The sequence below is a fragment of the Streptomyces sp. 8L genome (assembly GCF_020176795.1).
Lineage (GTDB): Bacteria > Actinomycetota > Actinomycetes > Streptomycetales > Streptomycetaceae > Streptomyces.
Map to the genome: position 1 here is coordinate 1 of NZ_JAIUKE010000051.1, position 25,288 is coordinate 25,288.

Annotated in this window: 16 protein-coding genes and 1 pseudogene; 8 read left to right on the plus strand and 9 right to left on the minus strand. The window is 71.9% G+C overall.

Annotated features, from left to right (window positions below; translation table 11 throughout):
* Positions 1 to 36: 36 nt before the first annotated feature.
* Positions 37 to 1,338 (plus strand): annotated as a pseudogene (locus LCE31_RS06320) (SUKH-4 family immunity protein); the annotation flags it as partial.
* 120 nt (positions 1,339 to 1,458) lie between these two features.
* On the opposite strand, the gene LCE31_RS06325 reads toward LCE31_RS06320, so the two are convergent.
* Positions 1,459 to 2,871 (minus strand): MFS transporter, encoded by a 1,413-nt coding sequence (locus tag LCE31_RS06325; RefSeq protein ID WP_225012982.1) that lies wholly within the window; start codon positions 2,869 to 2,871, stop codon positions 1,459 to 1,461.
* Positions 2,872 to 2,925: 54 nt separating this feature from the next.
* On the opposite strand from LCE31_RS06325, the gene LCE31_RS06330 reads away from it, so the two are divergent.
* Positions 2,926 to 3,663 carry an AraC family transcriptional regulator gene (locus LCE31_RS06330; RefSeq protein ID WP_225012983.1) on the plus strand — a complete coding sequence of 246 codons (738 nt, stop codon included), beginning with the start codon at positions 2,926 to 2,928 and terminating at the stop codon, positions 3,661 to 3,663.
* Between the two features lie 244 nt (positions 3,664 to 3,907).
* Here LCE31_RS06330 and LCE31_RS06335 read toward each other — a convergent pair whose 3' ends face one another.
* Complete coding sequence (locus tag LCE31_RS06335; RefSeq protein ID WP_225012984.1) at positions 3,908 to 4,546, minus strand: TetR/AcrR family transcriptional regulator; 639 nt, start codon at positions 4,544 to 4,546, stop codon at positions 3,908 to 3,910.
* A gap of 209 nt (positions 4,547 to 4,755) precedes the next feature.
* Here LCE31_RS06335 and LCE31_RS06340 point away from each other — a divergent pair, with 209 nt between their 5' ends.
* Together LCE31_RS06340 and LCE31_RS06345 are read left to right on the plus strand one after the other, a co-directional pair.
* Entirely contained in the window at positions 4,756 to 5,520 is a 765-nt protein-coding gene (locus LCE31_RS06340; protein WP_225012985.1) for an SDR family NAD(P)-dependent oxidoreductase, read from the plus strand.
* Positions 5,521 to 5,780: 260 nt separating this feature from the next.
* Positions 5,781 to 6,830 (plus strand): NAD(P)-dependent alcohol dehydrogenase, encoded by a 1,050-nt coding sequence (locus LCE31_RS06345; RefSeq protein WP_225012986.1) that lies wholly within the window; start codon positions 5,781 to 5,783, stop codon positions 6,828 to 6,830.
* Between the two features lie 59 nt (positions 6,831 to 6,889).
* Here the strand turns inward: LCE31_RS06345 and LCE31_RS06350 are convergent, their stop codons facing one another.
* Entirely contained in the window at positions 6,890 to 8,122 is a 1,233-nt protein-coding gene (locus LCE31_RS06350) for a cytochrome P450 (RefSeq protein WP_225012987.1), read from the minus strand.
* 529 nt (positions 8,123 to 8,651) lie between these two features.
* On the minus strand, positions 8,652 to 9,863 hold the full coding sequence (locus tag LCE31_RS06355; protein ID WP_225012988.1) for an FAD-dependent monooxygenase: 1,212 nt from the start codon (positions 9,861 to 9,863) through the stop codon (positions 8,652 to 8,654).
* Positions 9,864 to 10,248: 385 nt separating this feature from the next.
* Here LCE31_RS06355 and LCE31_RS06360 point away from each other — a divergent pair, with 385 nt between their 5' ends.
* The gene (locus LCE31_RS06360) at positions 10,249 to 10,815 is read left to right on the plus strand and encodes a TetR/AcrR family transcriptional regulator (RefSeq protein ID WP_225012989.1); all 567 of its coding nucleotides are present in this window, start codon (positions 10,249 to 10,251) and stop codon (positions 10,813 to 10,815) included.
* A 290-nt stretch (positions 10,816 to 11,105) separates the two neighbouring features.
* Here LCE31_RS06360 and LCE31_RS06365 read toward each other — a convergent pair whose 3' ends face one another.
* Positions 11,106 to 11,747: an SMI1/KNR4 family protein gene (locus LCE31_RS06365; RefSeq protein WP_225012990.1), complete on the minus strand. Its 642-nt coding sequence runs from the start codon at positions 11,745 to 11,747 to the stop codon at positions 11,106 to 11,108.
* A gap of 72 nt (positions 11,748 to 11,819) precedes the next feature.
* A complete protein-coding gene (locus tag LCE31_RS06370; RefSeq protein ID WP_225012997.1) occupies positions 11,820 to 13,304 on the minus strand; it encodes an MFS transporter in 1,485 nt (494 codons plus the stop codon).
* A 776-nt stretch (positions 13,305 to 14,080) separates the two neighbouring features.
* Between LCE31_RS06370 and LCE31_RS06375 the strand changes: the two genes are divergently transcribed.
* Together LCE31_RS06375 and LCE31_RS06380 are read left to right on the plus strand one after the other, a co-directional pair.
* Positions 14,081 to 14,869 carry an ABC transporter ATP-binding protein gene (locus LCE31_RS06375; protein ID WP_225012991.1) on the plus strand — a complete coding sequence of 263 codons (789 nt, stop codon included), beginning with the start codon at positions 14,081 to 14,083 and terminating at the stop codon, positions 14,867 to 14,869.
* Positions 14,866 to 17,448, plus strand: a complete 2,583-nt coding sequence (locus LCE31_RS06380) for an ABC transporter permease (protein ID WP_225012992.1) — start codon at positions 14,866 to 14,868, stop codon at positions 17,446 to 17,448. Before LCE31_RS06375 ends, LCE31_RS06380 begins: the two co-directional genes overlap by 4 nt.
* A gap of 260 nt (positions 17,449 to 17,708) precedes the next feature.
* Here LCE31_RS06380 and LCE31_RS06385 read toward each other — a convergent pair whose 3' ends face one another.
* From LCE31_RS06385 to LCE31_RS06395, 3 genes are all read right to left on the minus strand, one after another.
* The gene (locus LCE31_RS06385) at positions 17,709 to 20,024 is read right to left on the minus strand and encodes an ATP-binding protein (protein WP_225012993.1); all 2,316 of its coding nucleotides are present in this window, start codon (positions 20,022 to 20,024) and stop codon (positions 17,709 to 17,711) included.
* Between the two features lie 74 nt (positions 20,025 to 20,098).
* Positions 20,099 to 20,758, minus strand: coding sequence for a DUF6879 family protein (locus LCE31_RS06390; protein WP_225012994.1), 660 nt, complete (start codon positions 20,756 to 20,758; stop codon positions 20,099 to 20,101).
* Positions 20,751 to 21,020 (minus strand): hypothetical protein, encoded by a 270-nt coding sequence (locus LCE31_RS06395; protein ID WP_225012995.1) that lies wholly within the window; start codon positions 21,018 to 21,020, stop codon positions 20,751 to 20,753. Before LCE31_RS06395 ends, LCE31_RS06390 begins: the two co-directional genes overlap by 8 nt.
* Positions 21,021 to 21,334: 314 nt before the next feature.
* Here LCE31_RS06395 and mfd point away from each other — a divergent pair, with 314 nt between their 5' ends.
* Positions 21,335 to 24,892: a transcription-repair coupling factor gene (gene mfd / locus LCE31_RS06400; RefSeq protein WP_225012996.1), complete on the plus strand. Its 3,558-nt coding sequence runs from the start codon at positions 21,335 to 21,337 to the stop codon at positions 24,890 to 24,892.
* The last annotated feature ends 396 nt before the right edge of the window (positions 24,893 to 25,288 follow it).

Here is a 25,288-nt window from a genome sequence, read left to right on the forward strand (position 1 = left end):
CCGCCGAGGGACGACACGAGCTGCGTCGGCACGTAGCCGCCCGGTCCGCCGAGCGCGCCCGGTGCTCCCGGCGCACCGGGGGTGCACCACGCGGCCACCGTGTTCGCCGATCCGCAGCAAGCGGGCGGGCCGCCACCGCCTCCGCCGCCGCCCGGGATGCCGGGCGCGCCGGGCCCGATGCCCGGGTCCGTACCTCCGGGGCCCGTACCTCCGGGGTCCGTACCTCCGGGGCCCGTACCGCAACCGGGGGCTGCCCCGGGGTCCGTACCGCAGCCGGGGGCTGTTCCGGGGCCCGGGCCGGTGCCGCCCCAGTCGGGGCAGGTGCCGCCGCCCGCCTACGGCTATCCGGCGGCGCCCGCCGCCGTGCCGACCGTGGGCCCCGGCTACCAGGCGGTCCTGCGCTACCGCGCGCCGGACGGCTCGGAGGCGCAGCTGATCCGGCGCTCCGCGCCCGGCACCCCGCATCCGGAGTGGCAGATCCTGCACGAGCTGCGCGCGCTGAACGTGCCGCCGCAGCAGGTCCTGGAACTCCACACGGAGCTGGAGTCGTGCGAGCTGCCCGGCGCCTACTGCGCGCGGATGATCCGCGAGATGTGGCCGCAGGTACGGATCACCAGCGTCGCCCCGTACGGGCAGGACCATGCGAGCCGGCAGCAGGGGATGCAGCATCTGCTGACGCACCAGGGCGAGTTGCACCAGGTCGCGGACGGCCCCGCGCGGCCCGCGCCGGTGCGGGCGCCGCTGGGGCAGGTGCCGCCCGCGCCGCCGGTGCCGCCCGAGGCGATCCAGCAGGAGATGCTGGGCGCGTTCGGGCCCCAGGGCCTGTGCCGCTACGACCAGCGGGCGGTGTCGCGGCAGGGTGTGCCGGAGATCGTGGCGCAGACGCTCGTATGGGCGGGGCTGCCCGCCGACTTCGGGCCGTTCTTCTGGGCGCAGCCCGCGCAGCCGGTCGTCCCGACGCTGGCGGAGGTGGCGGCGCAGCGCCAGGTGGCCCCGGCGTCGGACGCCTCGTCCTACCTGGTCGTCGGCACGGACTTCGGCCGGGCGCTGTGCGTGCAGTACGGGACGGCGCACATCATGGCCGTAGCCGTGGAGTCGGGTCCCGGCGGCGGCCCGGCGGTGCCGCAGTTCGTGAACTCCAGCCTGCCGCAGTTCGCGCGGTGCATCGCCATGCTCGGCCGGATGTGGCGGCTGCGGTTCGGGCTGACGCCCGAGCAGGCGGGCCGCTGGACGAGCGATTTCCAGGCCCAGTTGGCGGCGCTCGACCCGGCGGCGCTGTCGTCGCCGGAGAGCTGGTGGTCGGTGCTGCTTGAGCAGATGTGGGACGGGCTGCTGTAGCGGACCGGGGGCGGCGGCATCACGGGTGGAGGTCAGGACGCCCGTGCTGCCCCCCCCCGGTTCCGCTCGCCGGGCACGGAGCGCCTGCTTCGGCGCCTCGGCCTGCTCGGCCAGGGCGGTTCAGCGCCCGCCCGGGCCCGCGTCGGCAGCAGGCTCTTCCGAGGCCCGCCCGACACGGGGGACGCCGGGAGTCTCAACGAGGGGGCCCGCGCCGGAGGACCGGTCCGCCCCGCTGTCGTACCGCCAGAACGGCCGTACGGCCAGGGCCGCGCACAGGACAACGGCGACGCACGCGACCGCTGCCGCGGACCAGGCGATGGTGAACGTGGTAGCGGTGGCCATCGCACCGGCCCGCAGGTCTCCCAGACGCGGCCCGCCAGCCACGACCACGGTGTAGACGCCCTGCAGGCGTCCCCGCATCCGGTCGGGAACATGTGTCTGAAGGATCGTCTGCCGGTATACGGCACTGACCATGTCGGCGGCTCCGGCGAGGGCCAGCAGCGCGACCGCGCCGTCCAGGGAGTGGGTGAGCCCGGCCGCCGCGACGGCCGTCGCCCAGAGCATCACGGCGCAGGTCAGCGCGACGCCCTGTCGCCGTACCCGGCCGATCCACCCGCTCAGCAGCCCCGCGGCGACCGCGCCGACGGCGATCGCCGCGTACAGCGGCCCGACACCCCCGTGGAAGCGTTCGGCGGCGGCCTGGGGGAACAGGGCTTCCGGCGTGGCCAGCACCATGGCCGCGATGTCGACGAAGAACGACATGAGGAGCACGGGGGTACGGCAGAGGAATCGCAGCCCTTCGGCCACGGAGCGCAGTCCGGCACGCCCGGCCCGTTCGGGGCGGGGAAGGGAGGGCAGGCGGAACGCCGCGTACAGGGCGGAGGTGAACAGCACGGCATCCGCCCCGTAGGCGAGACCGAACCCGCCGGGGAGGCCGATCAGCAGGCCGGCGAGGAGGGGCCCCAGTACCTGACCCACGGTGGCGGCGGTGTAGACGAGGGCGTTGGCCGCGGGAATCTGCTCGCCGGGCACGAGGCGCGGCACGATCGCCCCGCGCACCGAGGCCGATACGGCGAAGCCGCCGGACTGGACAGCCGTCAGCGCGAGGATCAGCGCCGTGGACCGCACCTCCAGCACGCTCTGGAGCACGAGCGCGAGCGTGATGAACCAGGTGAGCAGCGACGAGCCCAGATACAGCTTGCGCCGGTCGACGGCGTCGGCGACGGCACCTCCGTAGAGTCCGAACGCCGCCACCGGCACGAACCCCACCAGCCCGCTGAGGCCCACGACGAGGGAGGAGTGTGTCAGCGCGTACAACTGCACCGGCACGGTCACCGAGGTGACCATCAGGCCGGTCACGGCCGCGCCCTGGCTCAGGAACGTGCGCCGGAAGGCGGGGTGGGCCAGTGGGCGGGTGTCGGCGACGACGGCGCGCAACGCCACGCGGACCGGGCGCCGCCGGCGGGGAGGACCGCCGTCCTGGCCGGCCGGAGTCACGTCCGGTGCGGTGGAGGGCGGGTCGGTTTGGCACATGCCCTTCACGATCCCGAACGCCGGGCCTGCGGACTTCCGATAAACTGCTCACTTGTGTCGCATAACCGCCACGAGCATCTTCCGGGCCAGCACATCGCCCGGCACCGGCACGATCAGCACCAGATGCTGTATGTGAGCGCGGGCGTACTGGCCGTGCGCACCGATCACGGAGCGTGGGTCGCGGGCGCGCGCCGCGCCGTATGGACGCCCGCACACACCTGGCACGAGCATCGCGTCTACGGACACACCACCGTGCACACCCTGGACTTTCCGACGGAGTCGGCGCCGCTGTCCGATGACAGGCCCACGGTGATCGCGGTGCCGCCCCTGCTGCGTGAACTGCTCATCGCCTCGACCGAGCCCGGCCTGACGGCCCCGGAGCTGGGGCGACTGCGTGCCGTGATCAACGACCGGCTGCGCAGGGCCGACGTCACCCCGCTCCAGCTCCCGCGGGCGCGCGATGCCCGGCTGGTGCATGTCTGCCGGCTCGTCCTGGACGACCTCTCCCGACCGCGGACCGTCGCGTGGCTGGCCCGTGAGGCGGGGATCAGCGAACGCCATCTGGGGCGGCTGTTCCGTGACGAGTTCAAAAGCACCTACCCCCAGTGGCGGACCAGCGCCCGCGTCTTCCAAGCGATGATCGACCTCACCAGCGGTGCCACGGTCACCGAGACGGCGCACCGCTGCGGATGGTCCACCACCAGCGCCTTCGTGGACGTCTTCACCCGCGTCATGGGCCAGACGCCTGGCACCTACCGCTCCCGCGGCACGGACGACGGGCCGACGGCCTGAGGCTCCCGCCAAGGGGTCCGGCGCTGTCCGGCTGTCCGGCGTGGCACGGTCCGGCTGTCCGGCGTGGCGCTCCTCGCGTGCACGGCAGCGACCGGGCCCGGCCCTGCCCGGCACGGCGAGTTCCGAGGTGCTCAAGAGCCTCGAAGGGCATGGCCGCGGGCCGCGCTGAGCCCGCCCGGCGGACGGCCGCGGCCCGCGCTGAGCCCGCCCGGCGGACGGACGCGGGCCGCGCCGAGCCCGCCCGCTACGCCTCCTCGGCCTCCCGGGGCCGCCGTGCCTCGCGCGCCAGGCTTCTGGCGATGGCCGCCGCGTGGGAGGCCACGTCGTCCACCGTCGGGTCGCGGCGGTTGAGGAAGCCGCTGCGCAGGAGCGCGGCGTATCCGTGGGCCCCGGCGATCTGGCGCTCCAGCAGTTCCAGGGCGCCGTGCGCGTCCTGGCCGGTCACCTCAAGGGCCGGCGGGAGGAGGGCGTCCATGACGCCGCGTCCGGCCCGCAGGAGTTCCTCGTCGCCCGCGTCCTGCAGTTCGGGAGCGAAGATCAGATCGAGTCCCGAGCCGTTCTCGGCGGCGAAGCGGCTGTAGGCGGCCGCCGACGCCGCCGTCGCCTCGACCGGGTCCACGGCCCCGTCCTGAGCGCGCGGCAGCTCCTCCTGGGCGCGCAGCAGCTCCGAGGTGAGTGCCTTCGCCGCCGACACGGCGCAGGCGATGAGGAGGGCCTGCTTGCTGGCGAAGTGCCGGTAGGGGGCCGCGGTACTGACACCCGCCCGGCGGGCCACCTCCGCCACGGACAGCGCGGCGGTGCCCTGCTCGGCGATCACCTCAAGCGCGGTCGACACCAGCGCGGCCTTCAGATCGCCGTGGTGGTAGCTGGTGCGCTTCGGCACGAGTGCCCTCCTTCCCTGACCAATGTAAGAGCAATCTTACATCTTGGAGTCGCATCTCCGGTACCTGCCGCCGCCACGCCCCATCGTCCCGCCCATCGTCTCCCGGAGCGGGCGTTTGACTTACTGCTAGAGCCCTCTTACATTGAAGAAAGTAAGAGCATTCATACATTGAGTGTGAGCAGGAGCTATGCCTTGAGGAGGGCAGATCCATGACCAGTAGGTTGACGTCGACTGTGGCGCTCGTCACAGGTGCGAGCAGCGGTATCGGCCGGGCGACGGCGCTGCGGCTCGCGGAAGAGGGCGCGGCCGTCGCACTCGTCGCCCGCCGCAAGGACCGCGTGGAGGAGCTGGCCAGGCTCGTCACCGACCGGGGCGGCCGGGCGCTCGTGGTCCCGGCGGACGTCACCGACGCGGCCGGCGCCGCCGCGGCGGTGGGCAGGACCGTCGAGCACTTCGGCCGCCTCGACATCCTGGTGAACGCCGCGGGCGTCATGCTCAACGGCGATTCACTGCTGGCCCGCCTTGAAGAGTGGGACCGGATGGTCGACGTGAACGTCAAGGGCGTGATGTACGTCGTCAAGGCCGCTCTGCCGCACCTGCTGGACGCGGCGAAGAGCGCGGACCGCGAGGTCGCCGACGTGATCAACATCAGCTCCGTGGCCGGACGCGCCGCCGCCCCGACGGTCGCGATCTACAACGCCACCAAGTTCGGCGTCACCGCGGCGACCGAGGCCTGGCGCCAGGAGTACGCGGCACAGAATCTGCGGTTCTCGGTCATCGAACCCGGCGCCGTGGAGACCGAGTTGTTCGGACACCAGCAGGAGCACGCGCAGCAGGTGGAGAACCAGCGTTTCGACGGCGTCGAGAAGCTCCACCCCGAGGACATCGCCGACGCCGTCGCCTACATCGCCACAGGGCCGCGCCGGCGTGCCGTCAACGAGATCGTGATCCGCCCCACCGACCAGAGCTTCTGACCCGAGGCGACACCCGGAGCCGCCCGTCCCGCGGACGAGGGCCTCCGGCCGCCCCCCGCCCCACTCCCGTGCGCGGAGGGGAAGCCCCTTCCCTTCCCCGCCGCGTGCGCGGAGGGAAGGCATCCGTTCCCTTCCCTTCCCGCCGCCCCACCGTCCGCACCCTCGCTTACCGCTTACCGCTTACCGCTTACCGCTTACCGCTTACCGCTACCGCTGCGGTCATCCCCATCGCCACCGAAACACCCCAGGAGAAAACCGGCATGCCCACCACCACCGCGGCCTACGCCGCTCCCTCCGCCGGCGCCCGGCTGGAGCCCGTGACGATCTCCCGCCGGGACGTACGGGACGACGATGTACGGGTCGAGATCAAGTACACCGGCGTCTGCCACACCGACCTGCTCCAGACGTCCGACGGGTGGGGCCCCGGGCTCTACCCGATGGTCCCCGGGCACGAGATCACCGGCGTCGTCACCGAAGTCGGCCCGCGGGTCTCGAAGTTCGCCGTCGGCGACCGCGTCGGCGTCGGTACCTACATCGACTCCTGCGGTACGTGCGAGCCGTGCCGCGCCGGCCTTGAGGTGTACTGCGAGAAGGGCTGCACGCCCACCTACAACGCCAAGGACGCGGACGGCGCGACCACCCAGGGCGGCTACTCCAAGGAGATAGTCGTCAACGAGCGCTACGTGCTCCGCATCCCCGAGGGCCTGCCTCTCGACGAGGCCGCGCCCCTGCTGTGCGCCGGGATCACCACGTACTCCCCGCTGGCGCACTGGAACGCCGGGCCAGGCAAGAAGGTCGCGATCCTCGGCATGGGTGGCCTGGGCCACATCGCCGTCCAGATCGCCCACGCCATGGGCGCCGAGGTGACCGTCCTCTCGCGCACCCTCGGCAAGAAGGAGGACGGCCTGAGGCTGGGCGCCGACCACTACTACGCCACGGAGGACCCCGAGACCCTCACGCGGCTGGCCGGCACCTTCGACCTCATCCTGTGCACGGTCTCCGGGGCCCTGCACTTCGACCCGTACCTCAACCTCCTGAAGCTGGACGGCACACTGGTCAACGTCGGTGCCCCCGACGACGACATCACCATGAACAACTGGGCCCTCATCCCCGCCCGCCGCTCCTACGCCGCGTCCTCCACGGGCGGGATGCCGGAGACGCAGGAGATGCTCGACTTCTGCGCCGCGCACCAGATCAAGGCCCAGATCGAAACCATCGGCATGCGGGATATCAACGACGCCTTCGAACGGCTGGACCGGTCCCGGGTCCGCTACCGCTTCGTGATCGACATGACGGAGTTCCAGGGCTGACGGGCGGGCGTCCAACGGCCGACGCCGCACGGCCCCGGAGGTCCCGGCCCGCCTGTTCGCTACGCCGGCTGTCCTGACGCGGCCAGCGGGAGGTCGTCGAACGAGCGCAGGCCGAAGGAGGAGCGGCGCACCGGCGTCCCGGCCAGGGCCAGTTCGGGGAAGCGCCCGAGCAGCCGGCTGATCAACGTGGCCGCCTCCATCCGGGCGAGTGCCGCCCCCAGGCAGTGGTGTGCTCCCGCGCTGAAGCTGAGGACCCTGCCCACCGGCCGCTCCACCCGGAACACGTCCGGATCACGGTGGCGCAGGGGGTCGCGATTGGCCGCCGCGAGCACCGCCGTCACACTCGTCCCCGGGGGCAGCACCTCGCCGCACAGCTCGACCGGGCGGGCCGTGACGCGCTCCGTCATCATCACCGGCGGGTCCCACCGCAGCGTCTCCTCCACGGCGCCGGGACAGAGAGCGGGGTCGGCGCGGACCGCGGCCAGCTGGTCCGGGTGGGTCAGCAGGGCGAACACCGTCAGGCCGAGCAGTCCTGTCGTGGTCTCGAACCCCGCCACGAACACCAGCAGCAGGACATCCACCAGCTCCTGCCACGCCAACCCGCCCTCGCCCGGCCGGCCGTGCGCGTCGAGCAGCGCCGAGGCGAGGTCGTCCGCGGGGCGCGCCAGGCGCTCGGACAGCAGTCCGGCGAAGTACTCGCGCAACGCCACGACGGCGCGGTCGGCCCGTTCCCAGTCCTGTGCGGTACGGACGGGCTCGAGCAACCGGCTCGCCCCCCGGCCCAACTCCTCGAACTGCGCCTGCTCCTCGCGTGGTACGCCGATGAGCTTGCCGACCACCGCGGCCGGGAGCGGGTAGCCCACCAGCTTCTGGAAGTTGGCGGTACCGCCGTCGGAGACGGCGTCGGCGAACCCGTCCAGCAGTTCGTCGGTGATCGATTCCACTACGTCCCTGAGCCCGGCCACCCGCCGGGCCGTGAACGTCCTTGCCACGGGCCGCCGCAGGCGATCGTGGTCGGGTCCGTTGGTGGCGAGCATGGAGGAGTAGAAGAAGTCCGCCGCCGGACGCTCCGCCCACTCCGGCAGTTCACGGGCACACCATGCGCGGTCCGGGACGAGGAAGTCCGAGTGCGTCAGCGCGTTCTGGCAATCGGCGAAACCGGTCAGGAATCTGGTACCGAGCGCTTCGCTGTGGTACACCGAATCCAGCCGGTGGAGTTCCGCGAGTAAGGGATAAGGATTCTCCCTGCCTTCGGCGGTGAAAATCGAATACAGAACGGACTCCGCGTCCATGGGCGCCCCTTTCGATTTCGACTCCGGCCGGCCGGCCGCACCGGGACCGCGGAACGGGATGACCGGCTTGTGCCCTCCTCTCGGAGGATAGCCGACGAGGGTGACCCGGGAGCGGGCTCAATGGGGTTGCTTTTCCTGCTGGTTGATACGCTGATCGGCTGGTCGGCTGGTCGGCTGGTCCGATGTGGTCTTGTTCTGCATGCTCGTATTCCACCGGGCCGTTTTCGCCGGGCCGTTTGCCGGTGATGCGCTTCCGCCCGTCCGTATGCCGACGACGCGCTTCCGCCGGTTCGTACGCCGGTGATGCGCTTCCGCCGGTCCGTTTGCCGGTGATGCGCTTCCGTCTGGCCGTACGTGAGAGGGGCCGCCCCGACCGTTCACGATCCAAGCGGCGGGGGGGGGCCACGCGGAGACGACCGCGGGCGAGGACCGGACCTCGGCCCGTCACGAGAGACTCGCGTCGGCTCGCGGGCGCGGCCGGCAGGGCAACTTCGCGCGGACGGGCTGTCGCGCGCGGACGGGACTGCGTTCAGGCGGCTGTGTACACGCTGAGATCGATCGCGTTGGCCGCGTCCGCCGTGACGTCGTCAAGGTGGTCCGAGGTGGAGTTCATGGCCGACCGGATCATCGCGTTGCGTTCATCGAGGTCCTGCTGCGTGGCGGGGATTCTCGCCTCCTCGGCCGTGTTCGCGAGCTGCTGATTCCGCTCGACGAAGGGACGCACGCGCTGTTCGTACCGGTCGAACGCCCGACCGTGGTCCCCGTCGGCTGCGGCGAGTTCCGCCGCGAGAACGTACGCGCCGACGACCGCGACACTGGTTCCCTGCCCGCTCATCAACGTCGGCGCGTAGGCCGCGTCGCCGACGAGCGCCACCCGGCCGGCGCTCCAGCGCGGCATGTGGATCTGCGTCACCTCGTCGAAGTAGAAGTCCTCGGAGGCGCGCATGGCGCGCAGGAGCGCGGGAACGTGCCATGCGTCCGACGCCCCGAGACACTCGTCGACAAGCCGCATCTGGTCGGCCCGCCCGGCGCGGCCGAGCGCCCGGACGTGCGGGGCGGCGACGATGAAGCTGCCGCGGGTGCCGGCCTCGGGCCCCCACTGCACAAGGCTCGCCATGGCGCCGGGGATCGTGCACAGCCACATCTGGCTGTCCATGTCGACCACGTCCGGAGCCTCGAACACGGCGGTGTAGTAACCCAGGTGCTTCCCGAACCGTTCCTCGGGACCGAAGGCCAGGGCCCGCACGTTGGAGTGCAGGCCGTCGGCTCCGACGACGAGGTCGAACAGCTCCGGTTCGGCGTGCTCGAAGCCGACCCGCACTCCGCCGTCGGTTTCCGCGAGGCCGACGATGCTGTCTCCCCAGATGTGGCGGATGCCGCTGTTCGTACTGCAGAGGATTTCCGTGAGGTCGTCACGGAGGATTTCGAGGTCGCCATCGGTGTGGGCGTAGTTTCCCTCGGCCCGCCAGACGACTTCGCCGGCGGCGTCGAAGTTGGCCACCTCTTTCATCGGGACGCTCCGCTCGGTGAACCGGGGCAGCAGTCCCATCCGGTCCGCGACGGTGATTGCGGCACCCCGCAGATCGACGGCGAAACCGCCGCTTCGAGGCGCGGACCACTTCTCGACAACGGTGACGTCGAAGCCGCGACGGTCCAACCAGAACGCGAGAGTCTCTCCGGCCGCCGCGGCACCGGAGACCAGTACGCGTCGAATCGGATTCGCCGTTGTATCGGGGGACATGGCCATGCTGTTCCTCTCCTCTTTCAGAGATTCAGGGATTAAGGGATCGGGGATTCGAGACTCGGAAATTCCGGACTCGGGGATTCGGGACGCGGGAATGCGGCGATACGGGGGGTTCAGGGGTCGGCCGGCCGGCGCGCGGCCGGATTTCCGGCAGCAGGCGAACGAGAGCCGGTCCCGCGGCATCGGCCACGCACCGACCCCGACCCCATGACGCCGCGACGCGGCCTCAGGCATCCCGTTGAAGTTAGGTTTACCTTACTCGCGAAACTCTACAGTTTCGCGTGGAGGTGTGCAACATCCGGCACGAGGCTCGGGGCCACCCCTGGACCCACCGGAAGACCAGGCCCCACCTGCGGAGAGGGCCCGCTAGAGTGCGGAGGTGATGAGTGCGTCTTCATTGGACCGGAACAAGCGCGCGGCGATCTTCAAGGCGGCCCTGGACGTGGTGTCCGAGGTCGGCTTCGACGCCGCGAGCGTGGACGCCGTCGCGCGGCGGAGCGGTACGTCGAAGGCGACGCTGTACAGGCACTGGTCCGACAAGGGGGCGCTGCTCATCGAGGCGGTCAAACAGCGCTCCGCGGTCCCGGATGTCACCGGGGAGTACGACACGTTCGACGAAGCCGTTTTCAACGCGCTGGAGGTGACGTCGCGCTGGGCCCGGGAGAACGCGGGACTGTTCACCGCGATGATCCAGGGAGGGCACCGCGACGCCGAACTCGCCGCACAGACACAACGGCAGATCGCGCGACCGCATGACGCGATCTGGGACGGTATAGCCGACCGTTGGCTCCCCGCGGGCTCGTCCTCCACCTGGCTCCGGCAGGTGTGCGAGGGATTCCTGCTCCAGCAGCTCCTGCCCGACGCGGTCCCGCCGACGCGTCCACACCTTCGGAAGTTCATCGCGGACGTCGTCCTGCCGCTCTACCGCACGCACAGCGTTGACGACTGATCCCGTTCGGCCGTGAGGGCCCCGGTCCGGTTGAACGTGAGGGGTCCTGACCCTTCAGCGGCCGTACGAGGCTCCGCCGCGGCGTCGCCCGCGACCAGCAACGGCCGCCCGAGGCGGGCGCGTTCAGCGGTACGCCGGACGGCGATGCGTCCGACGGCGGAACGTCCAGCGTCGAAACGTCGAACGGCGGGACGTCCAACGGCGGAACGCCCAACGGCCGTCAGCCCGCGAGGCGCGAGTACGGGCCGACGGACCGACGGACCGACGGGCCGACGGGCCGACGGGCCGGATCAGGGACCGGTCGCCGTGTCGTCCCGGTGCCATTCGAGCCGGCCCTCGACGACGCGTGGCATCTGCTTGTCGAACGGGGTGCCGGTCTCCAGGGCCGTGGCGAAGTCCGCGAGGAACTCCCGCAGTCGGGACCACTCGGTGAAGTACGGGGCGTCCTCGTCGAACCAGTAGCCGAGGCGCCCGTAGTTCGGGCCTTGGCGGGCGGTCAGGAAAAGCCCGTCGGAGGACTGCCATCCGATGCCCAGCGTGATCAGCAGCCGCCCGGCGGGCCAGCACGCCAACTCGTCGCGGTACGCCTCGATGTCGAGGCCGCGCGCGAGTACGTCGGCCTCTTCCTCGGACTCGTCGACCTCCTCCGCGCACTTTCGCAGGAACTCGGTGCTCTCGACGATCTCCCCGATGCCGGACAGCGGCCCGTAGTAGCTGAACGTCAGCGCTCCGTCGTCGAGTTGTACGCCGTTGTGACGCAGCAACGACTCCCGCAGGTCGGCCGGGAAGGTGACGCCGAGCCGGCGTTCGGCCGTCGCGATGTCCTCGGGCAAGGCCGGCGGCCGGAGCAGCCCGTGGGTGACGGGGGCGTGCCGCGCGAGCCAGGTTTCGACGCGGGACCAGGACTGTTCGACAGTGGGCGGCGTGGTCATGCGGCCATCATCCTCCCCCTCCGATGCGGGGCGTCCTCCGGAGTAACGTCTTATGCGGGGCGTCCTCCGGCGTCACGGCCGGCCCGCGGGGTCGTCCTCGTCCTGGAGGAGGGTCGATCCACGGGGCGCCACGAACACCATCACCAGCAGGGACGCGGCGGCGGCGCACGCCGCGAAGAGGAAGACGTGGCCGGTGGCCGCGTCGACCGCGTGCCGCAGGTAGTCGGCGCCCGCGGCGGTCAGCGCGCCGGGGTCGGCCAGGGCCCGTGAGACGGAGTCGAGGTCGTCGGGCAGGCCGGGGACGGGCGCGTGGGCGAGGCGTGAGGCCAGCACGCTGTTGGCGATCGCGCCGAACAGCGCGGCGCCGACGCTCTGCCCGATCTGCCGGCAGAAGAGGATCGACGCCGTCGCCGTGCCGCGTTCCGCCCAGCTGACGGACGACTGCACGCTGATGATCTGCGGCAGTTGGAAGAGGCCGAGGCCCGCGCCGAGCAGCAGCAGGACGAGGGCGGGCTGCCAGGGTGAGCCGGGAAACGGCAGGAACGGGAACGTGAGCAGCGCCACCAGGGCCATCGACATGCCGATCAGGCCGCTGCCGCGGAACCCGACACGCGTGTAGACGCGGTTGGAGAGGGCGCCGGATATCGGCCAGGCCAGGCTCATCGCCGACAGGACGAAGCCGGCGGCTATCGGGCCGAGACCCAGGACGGACTGGGCGTATGTGGGCACGAAGACGGTCGGCGCGACCATCAGCAGGCCGAGCGCGCCGAGCGCGAGGTTCACGGCGACGATCGGGCGCCGCCGCCAGACCCAGCCCGGGATGATGGGCTCCGCGGCGCGCCGCTCCACGGCGATCGTCGCGGCGCCGAGTACGGCCGCGGCGGCGAAGAAGCCCAGGCTCGGCGCGGAGAGCCAGGGCCAGGCGACCCCGCCCTGGACGAGCGCGGCGAGCAGCACGCTGCCCGTGGCGAAGATGCCGACGGCGCCCGCCCAGTCGATCCTGGCGAGGGCGCGGCCGGGGCGCGCGGTGCGCGTGACGGCGGGCTCGTGCAGGTGCCGGACGATCAGTGCGAGAGCCACGAGGCCGATCGGGAGGTTGACGAGGAAGATCCAGCGCCAGTCCACGTAACCGGCGAACAGGCCGCCGACGGTGGGGCCCGCGACGGACGAGGTCGCCCAGACCGTGGACAGCTTGGCCTGGATCTTCGGCCGGTCCTTGAGGGAGTACACGTCGGCGGCGACCGTCTGCACGGTGCCGGTGAGCGCGCCGCCGCCGAGGCCCTGGACCACCCGGAACGCGATCAGGGACGGCATGTTCCAGGCCGTGGCGCACAGCAGCGACCCGATCACGAACAGGGCGATGCCGGCGAGGAGGACGGGCTTGCGGCCGAAGGTGTCGGAGAGCTTCCCGTAGACGGGGAGGGTGACGGTCACGGCGAGCAGGTAACCGGAGAACAGCCAGGAGAACAGCGGGAATCCGCCGAGGTCGCCGACGATCTGCGGGACGGCGGTGGAGACGATGGTGCTGTCGAGTGCCGCGAGCGCCGTCGAGACCATCAGCGCGGCGACGAGCCAGCCACGGCCCTTGGGCGGCGCCTTGGCGGCAGAGGACGTGGCGGAGGTCTTCGCAGGGACTTTCGCGGGGGTCGCGGGCGCTTTCGCGGGCGTTCTCGTGACTGCTCTCTTGCGCCCGTCGTCCGGCTCGGTGGCACGGGCTCCGCCCGCCCGCCGGTTGTCGTCCGTTCCGCTGGCCGGGTCGGTTTCCCCGTTCACCGGTGGTGCCCCCTCAGTACGCGCTGTGGCCTGCCGCCTTGCCGCAGGCCAGCCTCTCACCCCTCGCTCACCTGCGGGAGTACGCGTCCACGGGGCGAGCGGCCCGGGCGGTGGACGCCCGAATCGCGCGCGCCTCACCCTCCGCGGGCCTCACCCTCCACGTGCCTCATCCTCCGTGCGTCTCACCCTCCAGGTGCCTCGTCCTTCGCGTGCCTCATCCTCAGGGCCCGGCTTCCGGGGTGAGGCCCCCTCCCCTGGGGATGAGCCCGCCCTGACTCCGGGAGGAGAACCCCTAGGGGGCCCTCCTCACTGCTGCCCAGGGGCCGTTCGTCCCGCTGGAGGAGGTGAGGACGGGGGTGCCCGTTCTTAACTTGTTCCTACGGAAGCGGCCCCCGCACCCGAGTGCGCCGCGGGGCGCGGCCGACGACGTGGGGGCGGAACCCGCAGGGCACGGACTGGGGAAAACCCCAGGTGGAATCGGGGACGGACCCCCTCGCGCCGGAGCCCCGCGACCAGAAGACTTTCGAGTGGCGAACCACCATCGAGCTAGGAGACATACCGTGACCACTGCTGTCAGCACACCCAGGCACGGGGGTACTGGAGGGCGTACGGCAGTCGCGGCGCGCGCGCGACAGGTCGTCAAGGCGTACGGCGCGGGGGAGACCCGTGTCGTGGCGCTCGACCATGTCGACGTGGACATCGCCAGGGGGCAGTTCACCGCGATCATGGGGCCTTCGGGGTCCGGCAAGTCGACGCTGATGCACTGCCTCGCGGGGCTCGACACGGTGACGTCGGGCGAGATCTTCCTGGACGACACCGAGATCACGCGGCTCAAGGACAAGCGCCTCACGCAGTTGCGCAGGGACCGGATCGGCTTCATCTTCCAGGCGTTCAACCTGCTGCCGACGCTGAACGCGATCGAGAACATCACCCTGCCCATGGACATCGCGGGCCGCAGGCCCGACGAGGCGTGGCTGCGGCGCGTGGTGGAGACCGTCGGCCTCGCGGACCGGCTGAAGCACCGGCCGACCCAGCTCTCCGGCGGCCAGCAGCAACGCGTCGCCGTGGCACGGGCCCTGGCGGCCCGGCCGGAGATCATCTTCGGTGACGAGCCGACGGGCAACCTGGACTCGCGCGCGGGTACCGAGGTCCTCGGCTTCCTGCGGACGTCCGTGGACGAGCTGGGCCAGACGATCGTGATGGTGACGCACGACCCGGTCGCCGCCTCGTACGCGGACCGGGTGCTGTATCTGGCGGACGGCAGGATCGTCGACGAGATGTTCCGGCCGACCGCCGACTCGGTGCTCGACCGGATGAAGCACTTCGAGGCGCGGGGGCGCAGGTCGTGACCATCTTCAAGACCTCTCTGCGCAACTTCCTCGCGCACAAGGGCCGCATGGCGCTCTCGGCGGTCGCGGTCCTGCTGTCGGTGGCGTTCGTCTCCGGCACGCTCGTCTTCACCGACACGATGAACACGACGTTCGACAAGATCTTCGCGGTGACGGCGTCCGACGTCACGGTCGGGCCGAAGGCCGCCTCGGGGGACGGGCCGGGCGGATCGACCGGGAAGCCGGACTCGCTGCCCGCCGCGACCATGGCGCGGATAGCGAAGGCGCCGGGCGTACGGTCCGTCGAGGGTGGCGTCTCCAGCCAGTCCGTCACCGTCGTCGACGCGCACGACAAGAACGTCGGCGCGACCAGCGGCGCGCCGACCATCGCGGGCAACTGGACGTCCGAGGACGCGAAGTCGATGGACGTGACCTCGGGCCACCGGCCCGCGCGCGGCGGCGAGGTCATGATCGACGCGGACTCCGCGAAGAAGCACCACCTGCGTGTCGGCGACACCCTGCGCACCATCACGGGGACGGGCGACTTCACCGCGCGGATCTCCGGCATCGCCACCTTCCGGGTGACCAATCCCGGCGCGACCGTCGTCTACTTCGACACGGCCACGGCGCAGCGTGAACTCCTTGGCTCCACCAGCCGGTTCACCCAGTTCGAGGTGACCGCCGCCAAGGGGGCCACTGACGCGCAGGTGAAGCGGAGCGTCGTCACGGCGCTCGCCGGCTCCGGCTCGTACAAGATCCAGACGCAGAAGGAGTCGGCCGACGAGAACAAGAAGGACATCGGCTCCTTCCTTGACGTGATCAAGTACGCGATGCTCGGCTTCGCCGGGATCGCGTTCCTCGTCGGGATCTTCCTGATCGTCAACACGTTCTCGATGCTGGTCGCCCAGCGCACCCGGGAGATCGGCCTGATGCGGGCGCTCGGTTCGAGCCGCAAGCAGATCAACCGGTCCGTCCTGACGGAAGCGGTGCTGCTCGGCATCGTCGGGTCCGTTACGGGGGTCGCGGCGGGCGTCGGGCTCGCCGCTGTGCTGATGAAGGTGATGGGCGCGGCGGGCATGGACCTGTCGATGGGGGACCTGACCGTGACCTGGCGCACCCCGGTGGTGGGGCTCGCGCTCGGCATCGTCGTGACCGTCGTCGCCGCGTACATCCCGGCGCGGCGCGGCGGGAAGATCTCGCCGATGGCGGCACTGCGGGACGCGGGCACCCCGGCCGACGGACGCGCGGGCCGCGTCCGGGCCGCCGTCGGCCTGCTGCTGACCCTCGCGGGCGGCCTCGCGCTGTACGCGTCGACGCAGGCAGGCAAGGCGGGCGTGGCGACGCCGTACCTCGGGCTCGGCATCGTCGCGACGCTGATCGGGTTCGTCGTCATCGGGCCGCTGCTCGCGGGCGCGGTGGTGCGGGCGATCAGCGCGGTCGTACTGCGGGTGTTCGGCCCCGTCGGGCGGATGGCGGAGCGCAACGCGCTGCGCAACCCGCGCCGTACGGGGGCGACCGGCGCGGCCCTGATGATCGGGCTCGCACTGGTGGCGTGCCTGTCGGTGGTCGGCTCCTCGATGGTCGCGTCAGCGACGGACGAGCTGGACAAGTCGGTCGGCGCGGACTTCATCGTCCAGGCGAGCACGGGCCAGCCGATCGTGCCGCAGGCGCAGAGGGCGCTGGAGCGGACGCCCGGCCTGGACCACGTCACCCAGTACAAGATGATGGAGGCGACGACCACCGCGCCCGACGGCTCGGTGCAGAAGAAGGCGCCGGTCGTCGCCGCCGACCCGTCCTACGCCTCCGACCTGCGGCGCGACACCACGCAGGGCACGCTGTCCGCCGCGTACGGGGCGAACGCGATGTCGGTGGGCGACACGTACGCCAAGGCCCACCACGTCAAGACCGGGGACACCATGACGGTCGCGTTCACGGGCGGACGCACCGCGCACCTGAAGGTCGCCGCGATCACCTCCGACAAGGGCGCGATCGACACGGGCGTCATGTACACGAGCATCACCACGGCGGAGCGGTACCTGCCGGCCGACCGCATGCCGGAGAGCGAGATCATGTTCGCGGCGGCCAAGGACGGCCAGGAGAAGCAGGCGTACACGGCGCTCAAGGCCGCCCTCAAGCCGTATCCGCAGTACAACGTGCAGAACCAGACCGACTACAAGAAGACGCTCCAGGACCAGATAGGCCAGCTGCTGAACCTGGTGTACGGGCTGCTGGCGCTGGCGATCATCGTCGCCGTGCTGGGCGTGGTGAACACACTGGCCCTCTCCGTGGTGGAGCGGACCCGGGAGATCGGCCTGATGCGCGCCATCGGCCTCTCGCGCCGCCAGCTGCGCCGCATGATCCGGCTGGAGTCCGTGGTGATCGCGCTGTTCGGCGCGCTGATCGGCCTCGGCCTCGGCATGGGCTGGGGCACGGCCGCGCAGAAACTGCTGGCCCTTGAGGGCCTCGGCGTCCTGAGCATCCCGTGGCCCACGATCGCGGGCGTCTTCGTCGCCTCGGCGTTCGTCGGCCTGCTGGCAGCGCTGTTCCCGGCGTTTCGCGCGGGAAGGATGAACGTGCTGAACGCGATCGCGACGGAGTAGCACGCCCCGGCCGCGCCCGGGACGCCGCGAGGGCGCCCCGGGCCGTCCGGCACGACCCCGGCGCCGCCCGACCCGCGGCGCCCCGCCGCCCCCCCCCCCCCCCCCCCCCCCCCCCCCCCCCCCCGCCCCCCCCCCCGCACGGGGGGACGCCCGGCCCCGGGGACCCGCCACACGGCGGGCACCCCGGGGCCGGGCGCACGAGCCCTGCCCGCACCACCCGCGCCCCGGCAGCCCGCGCCGCCCGAAGGGAGGAATCCGGTCTACGGCCCGGGTCGTTCGAGTCGCCGACGTGCGTCGGCCGCCCGGCGGTCCTCGTACGGGGCTATGAGGCGCAGGGCGGCGGCCCGGTGCGTGCGTGCGGTGGTCGGTTCGGTGCCGTCCACAGCTGTCGCCAGCGCCTCAAGGGCCAGCGCCTCGTGCCAGGCGTCGCCGAGTTCTCGATGGACCGCGACCGCGCGACGATGGAAGCCGGCCGCCTCCTCGGATCTCCCGAGCGCCTGGTATGTCTCCCCCGCGCCCTGCCATGCCATCGCTTCCCGGCTGCGGTTGCCCAGGCGGCGGTGCAGATCGGCCGAGCGCTGGTGAGAGGCGAGCGCGTCGCCGTGTCTGCCCAGGGAGCGCTGGGCCTCGCCGAGCGCGAGGAGCCAGTACCCCTCGATGATCTGGTCCCGGAGCACGAGGGCGATCTCCACAGCCAGTTCGGCCGACCGCAGGGCCGCCCGCACGTCGCCCTGCTCGCGTTGCACACAGCTCAGGACGCGCAGGATGTTGCCCTCACCGCCTCTGTCGCCCAGCGCGCGATGGGCGGCCAACGCCTCGCGGGCCGCCGAGGCCGCCGCGTCCAGGCGACCTGCGTTGAGGTGCGTCGTGGCCAGGTTGGACAAGGCGGTCTTCGTCCAGCGATCGGCCCCGGCCCGCTGCCACAGGGCGGCTGCCCCCTCGAAGTGCTCTGCGGCGACGTCCAGTTCGCGCCTCCGCAGATGGACGAGGCCAATCAGGTTCAACGAACGTGCTTCGCCCACGAGATGCCCTGTTTCACGACACAGGGCGAGCGCCTGACGATGGCAGTCCAGACTCTCCCGCAGCTGGTTGATCCGGTGGTGCGCGAGACCGAGGGAGATCAGCAGTCGTGCCTGCGCCCCGGAGTCGCCGACCCGGCGGGCCGCGTCGAGTCCCGCCTCGCCGACGGGCAGCCACTCCCGCATCGAAGCAGACGTCGGCTGTATGTCCCAGAGCACGGCCGCGAGCTGCCAGAGCAGTGAATCGTGTCCGTCCGCCGCGCTGATGGAACGGAGCAGATTGGTGTGCTCGCGCACCGACCAGTCCATGGCTGTGTCGTAGTCCTCGAACTCCATCGGCTCGACACCCGGGGGGAGTCCGCACAGCGTCAGACTCTCCTGGGCGGGGGCGAGATGCCCCCTGGCCGCCTGGGCGGAGTGCAGGTACCAGGAGAGCATCCGGCCGAGAGCGGCCTCGCGCTCGTCCTGGAACTCCTCCTGCTGCGCCTGCTCGGCGGCGTAGGCGCGGAGCAGGTCGTGGAACTGGTATCGGTCGGGCCCGGTCTGTTCGAGCAGGTGGACACTCACGAGTGAGTCGAGCAGCTGCCGTGCCCGGGGAGCGGACAGGGCCGTGAGGGCCGCGGCCACGGGCAGGCCGAACTCCGGACCGGGATGGAGGCCGAGCTGCCGGAACGCCTGGGAGGCAGGTCGAGGTAACGCGCGGTAGGACCACGAGAACACGGTCCGCACCGCCTCGGCCTCGTCGTCGTCACCGGTGCTGAGCGCATCCCACAGCGCGGACTCGTCACGCAGTTCGCTGATGAGGTCGTCGAGGCGCAGGTACGGATGGCTCGCGGCACGTTCGCCCGCGACCCGCAGGGCCAGGGGAAGCCTCGCGCACAGCCGCGCGAGCTCCGTGAGCTGTTCCTGGTCGTCGTCGGCCCGGTATCCATCGGTGACGGCCCGCAGCAGTGCGACGGCCTCGGCCTCGGGCAGGGTGCCGAGGGTGAGCCTGCGGGCGCCGTCACGTATGGCGAGTCCGGAGAGCCTGCTGCGGCTGGTAACCAGAGCCAGGCAGTGCGCGCCACCGGGCAGCAGGGGGCGGACCTGAGCGGCCGTCGCCGCGTTGTCCAGGACGACCAGCATCCTGCGGTCCGCCAGAAGGGAGCGGTAGAGCCCCGCTGCCGTGTCGGTATCCTGCGGCAGTGAATCCGGCCGTACCCCCAGCGCGGACAGGAACCCGCGGAGCGCCTCGGCCGCGCTGACCGGCGGACCGGGATCGTAGCCGCGCAGGTTGACGTACAACTGCCCATCGGGGAAGCAGTGTTCGACTTGATGTGCCCAGTGGAGCGCGAGTGAGGTCTTGCCTGCTCCCGCGGTGCCCGCGACGACGCACAGAGAGACGACGAGAGGGGTGCCCTCCTCGCTCGGCAGGACCGCGTTCAGCTCGTCGAGCTCCGTGACACGATTGACGAAGCGGTGGGTGTCACCGGGCAACTGGCGCGGCACGGCCCCGCCGTCGCCCGCCGGCCCGTGGTGGAAGTGGATTCCGCCGCGGACGCTCCCTGCCTGGACCACGTCGTGGCTCGTCCCGGACAGGTCGTTGTGTGACCCACCGGAGGAGGCCGAGGCGCCGCTGCGCTCGTCGATGACTACTCCGGCTCGTGTCGTTCATGGACGGGGGCGGCCAGAGGGGCGATCTCGCGCGCGAAGTACGACGTGATGTCCTCGCCCTCCGCGTAGAGCGAGGTGATGTAGCGCTCCCAGGCCAGAACCGTCTCCGGAGCGGTGAACCTGACGGCGCCCAGGGGCACACCGTCCTCCGTGTAGAGGACCTGGTAGAGCGTGTGGCTGCCGAGAACCACCATCTCCGGGAGCGGCCGGACCGTCTCCGCCTCGGCGACCGCCTCGTCGGTGACCACGCGCACCCGGTTCGCCCCCAGCTCGGCCTGCTGGAGCAGGGAGTGCAGCTCCCACTGGAGGTACGGGGTGATGGCTCCGTCGATCACCCGCACCCGGTGGAAGGTGTAGCGGCGGCGCCGGTTCTCCCGTGCTTTCGCGACGACGGCGTCCCTTTCCTCGGCGAAGACGCGCAGTGCGGCGTCCCAGTCGCCGCGCCTCAGCGCGTCCCGGCTCGGGTCGCCCTGCTCTTCGAAGTACTGGCGCCGCTCCAGCTTCCAGGACGAGGCGTCATGGATCTCCTTCTGACGTTCCCGGAAGTCGCGCTTGTACTCCGGGGACGTCAGACGTACCCCCCGCCCCTCAGGCGGCACCGGGGGCGCGAGTGCGCGCATCGCGTCCGCCTCAGGCATCAGGGATGTCCGTCTTGGCCGCGCTCAGCATGGTGCCGGGGATGATCACGAGCCGTTCGTCCGCCGCCAGGGAGACGCCCGCGGGGAGCCGGGTCCCGTACGCGTCCGTGAGGTCGCGGCCGATGACCGCGATGTCACCGTTGTCGAGCTGCCAGATGTCCGGGCAGTCGTCTTCGTCGCGTGAGGTGCCGAGTTCGGCCGCCGACTTGCCGAGACGGCGCGTGAACACTGCGGTGGGATCTGCTTCCCAGGGGCGGGCCATACATGCCTCCGTCGAATGGGCGGCGACCGGTGGACTACTCAGAGTATGCGCCGTCTGTCACGGTCAGCAACGGGATGGTCCGTACGCGTTCCGGCCAATCCCGCACCGGGCGCACGAGCCCTCTCCACGCCACCCACGCCCCGGCAGACCGCGCCGCCCGCCGCCCGGCGTCCCCGCCCGCCAGGCGGCCCCGCGCGCGGTGGCCCCGGGCCGGGCCCGCGCGTTGTCGTCCGGGGTCGTCGTACCCTGGAACCCCCGGCCCGTGAGACGTGTCGGGCCCTTCGCGTTGCCCCCGGACCCGGACGGAAGACTTCATGAGCCTGCACGGTCTGCTCGATGCCGTTGTGCGCGATCCCGCGCTCGCCCAGGCGGTGAAGGCGGCGGCCGACGGACACCGCCCGTTCGTCGACCTGGTCGGGCCGCCCGCCGCGCGGCCCTTCGCCGTGGCCGCGCTGGCCCGTGAGGCCGAGCGGCCCGTGCTGGCCGTGACGGCGACCGGGCGGGAGGCCGAGGACCTGGCCGCCGCGCTGCGCTCGCTCGTCGACGAGGACAGTGTCGTCGAGTTCCCGTCCTGGGAGACCCTGCCGCACGAGCGCCTCTCGCCCCGCTCCGACACCGTGGGCCGCCGCCTCGCCGTGCTGCGCCGCCTCGCGCACCCCTCCGCCGACGACCCGGCGGCAGGACCCGTGTCCATCGTCGTGGCGCCCGTACGCTCCGTGCTCCAGCCGCAGGTCAAGGGGCTCGGCGACCTGGAGCCCGTGGCGCTGCGGACCGGGCAGAGCGCCGACCTGGGGGAGGTCACCGAGGCGCTGGCCGCCGCCGCGTACTCCCGGGTGGAGCTGGTCGAGAAGCGCGGCGAGTTCGCCGTGCGCGGCGGCATCCTCGACGTGTTCCCGCCCACCGAGGAGCACCCGCTGCGGGTGGAGTTCTGGGGCGACGACGTCGAGGAGATCCGGTACTTCAAGATCGCCGACCAGCGGTCTCTCGAGGTCGCTGAACACGGGCTGTGGGCGCCGCCCTGCCGTGAGCTCCTGCTGACCGAGGACGTCAGGCAGCGGGCCGCCGTCCTCGCCGAGGCCCACCCCGAGCTGGGCGAACTCCTGGGCAAGATCGCCGAGGGCATCGCTGTCGAGGGCATGGAGTCCCTCGCTCCGGTCCTCGTGGACGACATGGAGCTGCTGCTCGACGTGCTGCCCGCGGGCGCCATGGCCGTCGTCTGCGACCCCGAGCGGGTACGGACCAGGGCCGCGGACCTCGTCGCGACCAGCCAGGAGTTCCTCCAGGCGTCCTGGGCCGCCACCGCGGGGGGCGGCGACGCACCCATCGACGTGGGCGCCGCCTCGCTGTGGGGGATCGCGGACGTCCGCGAGCGCGCCCGCGAGCTCGGCATGATGTGGTGGTCCGTCTCCCCGTTCGCCCTGGACGCGCCCGAGGAGGACGGCGCGGGCGACGACACGCTCAGCCTCGGGATGCGCGCCCCCGAGACGTACCGCGGCGACACGGCGCGTGCCCTCGCCGACACCAAGGGGTGGCTCGCCGAGGGCTGGCGCACGGTGTATGTCACGGAGGGCCACGGCACCGCCTCGCGCACCGTCGAGGTACTCGGCGGCGAGGGCATCGCCGCGCGCCTCGACAGCCCCGACCGGGGCGGCCTCACCGAGATCACGCCGTCCGTCGTGCACGTCGCCTGCGGCTCGATCGACTACGGCTTCGTCGACCCGGACCTCAGGCTCGCCGTGCTCACCGAGACCGACCTGTCCGGCCAGAAGGCCGCGGGCAAGGACGGCGTGCGGATGCCGACGCGCCGCCGCAAGACCATCGACCCGCTGACCCTGGAGGCCGGCGACTACATCGTCCACGAGCAGCACGGCGTCGGCCGGTACGTGGAGATGGTGCAGCGCACCGTGCAGGGCGCCACCCGCGAGTACCTGCTCGTGGAGTACGCGCCCGCCAAGCGCGGCCAGCCGGGCGACCGGCTGTACATCCCGACCGACCAGCTGGAGCAGGTCACCAAGTACGTCGGCGGCGAGGCGCCCACCCTGCACCGGCTCGGCGGCGCCGACTGGACGAAGACGAAGGCCCGCGCGAAGAAGGCCGTCAAGGAGATCGCCGCCGACCTGATCAAGCTGTACTCGGCGCGGATGGCGGCGCCGGGACACGCGTTCGGCCAGGACACGCCCTGGCAGCGCGAGCTGGAGGACGCGTTCCCCTACGTGGAGACGCCCGACCAGCTCTCCACCATCGCCGAGGTCAAGGACGACATGGAGAAGACGGTCCCGATGGACCGGCTGATCTGCGGCGACGTCGGATACGGCAAGACGGAGATCGCGGTGCGCGCCGCGTTCAAGGCCGTCCAGGACGGCAAGCAGGTCGCCGTCCTCGTCCCGACGACGCTGCTCGTGCAGCAGCACTTCGCGACGTTCAGCGAGCGCTACGGGCAGTTCCCCGTCTCGGTCAAGGCGCTGTCACGCTTCCAGTCCGACACCGAGTCCAAGGCGACGCTCCAGGGGCTGCGCGAGGGCGCCGTCGACATCGTCATCGGCACGCACCGGCTGTTCTCGTCCGAGACGAAGTTCAAGGACCTGGGCCTCGTGATCGTCGACGAGGAGCAGCGCTTCGGCGTCGAGCACAAGGAGCAGCTGAAGAAGCTGCGCGCCAACGTCGACGTGCTGACGATGTCCGCGACACCGATCCCGCGCACCCTGGAGATGGCCGTCACCGGCATCCGCGAGATGTCCACCATCACCACCCCGCCCGAGGAGCGCCACCCGGTCCTGACCTTCGTGGGACCGTACGAGAACAAGCAGATCGGCGCCGCCATCCGGCGCGAACTGCTGCGCGAGGGGCAGGTGTTCTACATCCACAACCGCGTCGAGTCCATCGACAGGGCGGCGGCGAGGCTCCGCGAGATCGTGCCCGAGGCGCGGATCGCGACGGCGCACGGCCAGATGTCCGAACAGGCCCTGGAACAGGTCGTGGTGGACTTTTGGGAGAAGAAGTTCGACGTGCTGGTCTCCACCACCATCGTGGAGTCCGGCATCGACATCGCCAACGCCAACACCCTCATCGTGGAGCGCGGCGACAACTTCGGCCTCTCCCAGCTGCACCAGCTGCGCGGCCGGGTGGGGCGCAGCAGGGAGCGCGGCTACGCCTACTTCCTGTACCCGCCGGAGAAGCCGCTGACGGAGACCGCGCACGAGCGCCTCGCGACGATCGCGCAGCACACCGAGATGGGCGCGGGCATGTACGTCGCCATGAAGGACCTGGAGATCCGCGGCGCGGGCAACCTGCTGGGCGGCGAGCAGTCGGGGCACATCGCGGGCGTCGGCTTCGACCTGTACGTACGGATGGTCGGCGAGGCCGTCGCGGACTACCGGGCGGCCGTCGACGGCGGCGGTGTGGAGGAGGCGGCGCCGCTTGAGGTCAAGATCGAGCTGCCGGTCGACGCGCACGTCCCGCACGACTACGCGCCCGGCGAGCGGCTGCGCCTCCAGGCGTACCGTGCGATCGCCTCCGCGTCCTCGGAGGAGGACATCAAGGCGGTGCGCGAGGAGCTGACGGACCGCTACGGCAAGCTGCCGGAGCCGGTGGAGAACCTGCTGCTGGTCGCGGGCCTGCGGATGCTGGCGCGGGCGTGCGGCGTCGGCGAGATCGTCCTCCAGGGCAGCAACATCCGCTTCGTGCCGGTGGAGTTGCGCGAGTCGCAGGAACTGCGGCTGAAGCGGCTGCACCCGCGTACGGTCATCAAGGCCCCCACGAAGCAGATCCTGGTGCCGCGCCCGACGTCCGGGAAGATCGGCGGGAAGCCGGTGGTGGGCCGCGAACTGCTGTCGTGGACGGGCGAGTTCCTGACGACGATCCTGGGTTCCTGACCCCGCTCCCGAGACCGCGCGGGGGCCCGCGTGCCGGGTCCGCGTACGGCCCGTGCCGGGTCCGCGTACGGCCCGTGCAGGGTCCGCGTACGGGCCCGTGCGTCGGGCCCCGGCGGGGTCCTCTATCGTGCTTCTTCGCTGTTCGGGTGGTGTCCCGGGCGGGTGTTCGGGTGCGGTCTCCTGCGGCTCAGCGGGTAACTGTTCCTGTGGGGGGGGGGGGGGGGCGGGGGGGCCCGGGCCCCGGGGGGGCCCCCCCCCCCCCCCCCCCCGCGCCCCCCCCCCCCCCCCCCCCGCGCCGGCCGCCCCCCCCCCCGCCGCGGCCCCCCCCCCCGCGCGGGGCGGCCAACGCCTCGCGGGCCGCCGAGGCGCGGGTGGTGCGGGCAGGGCTCGTGCGCC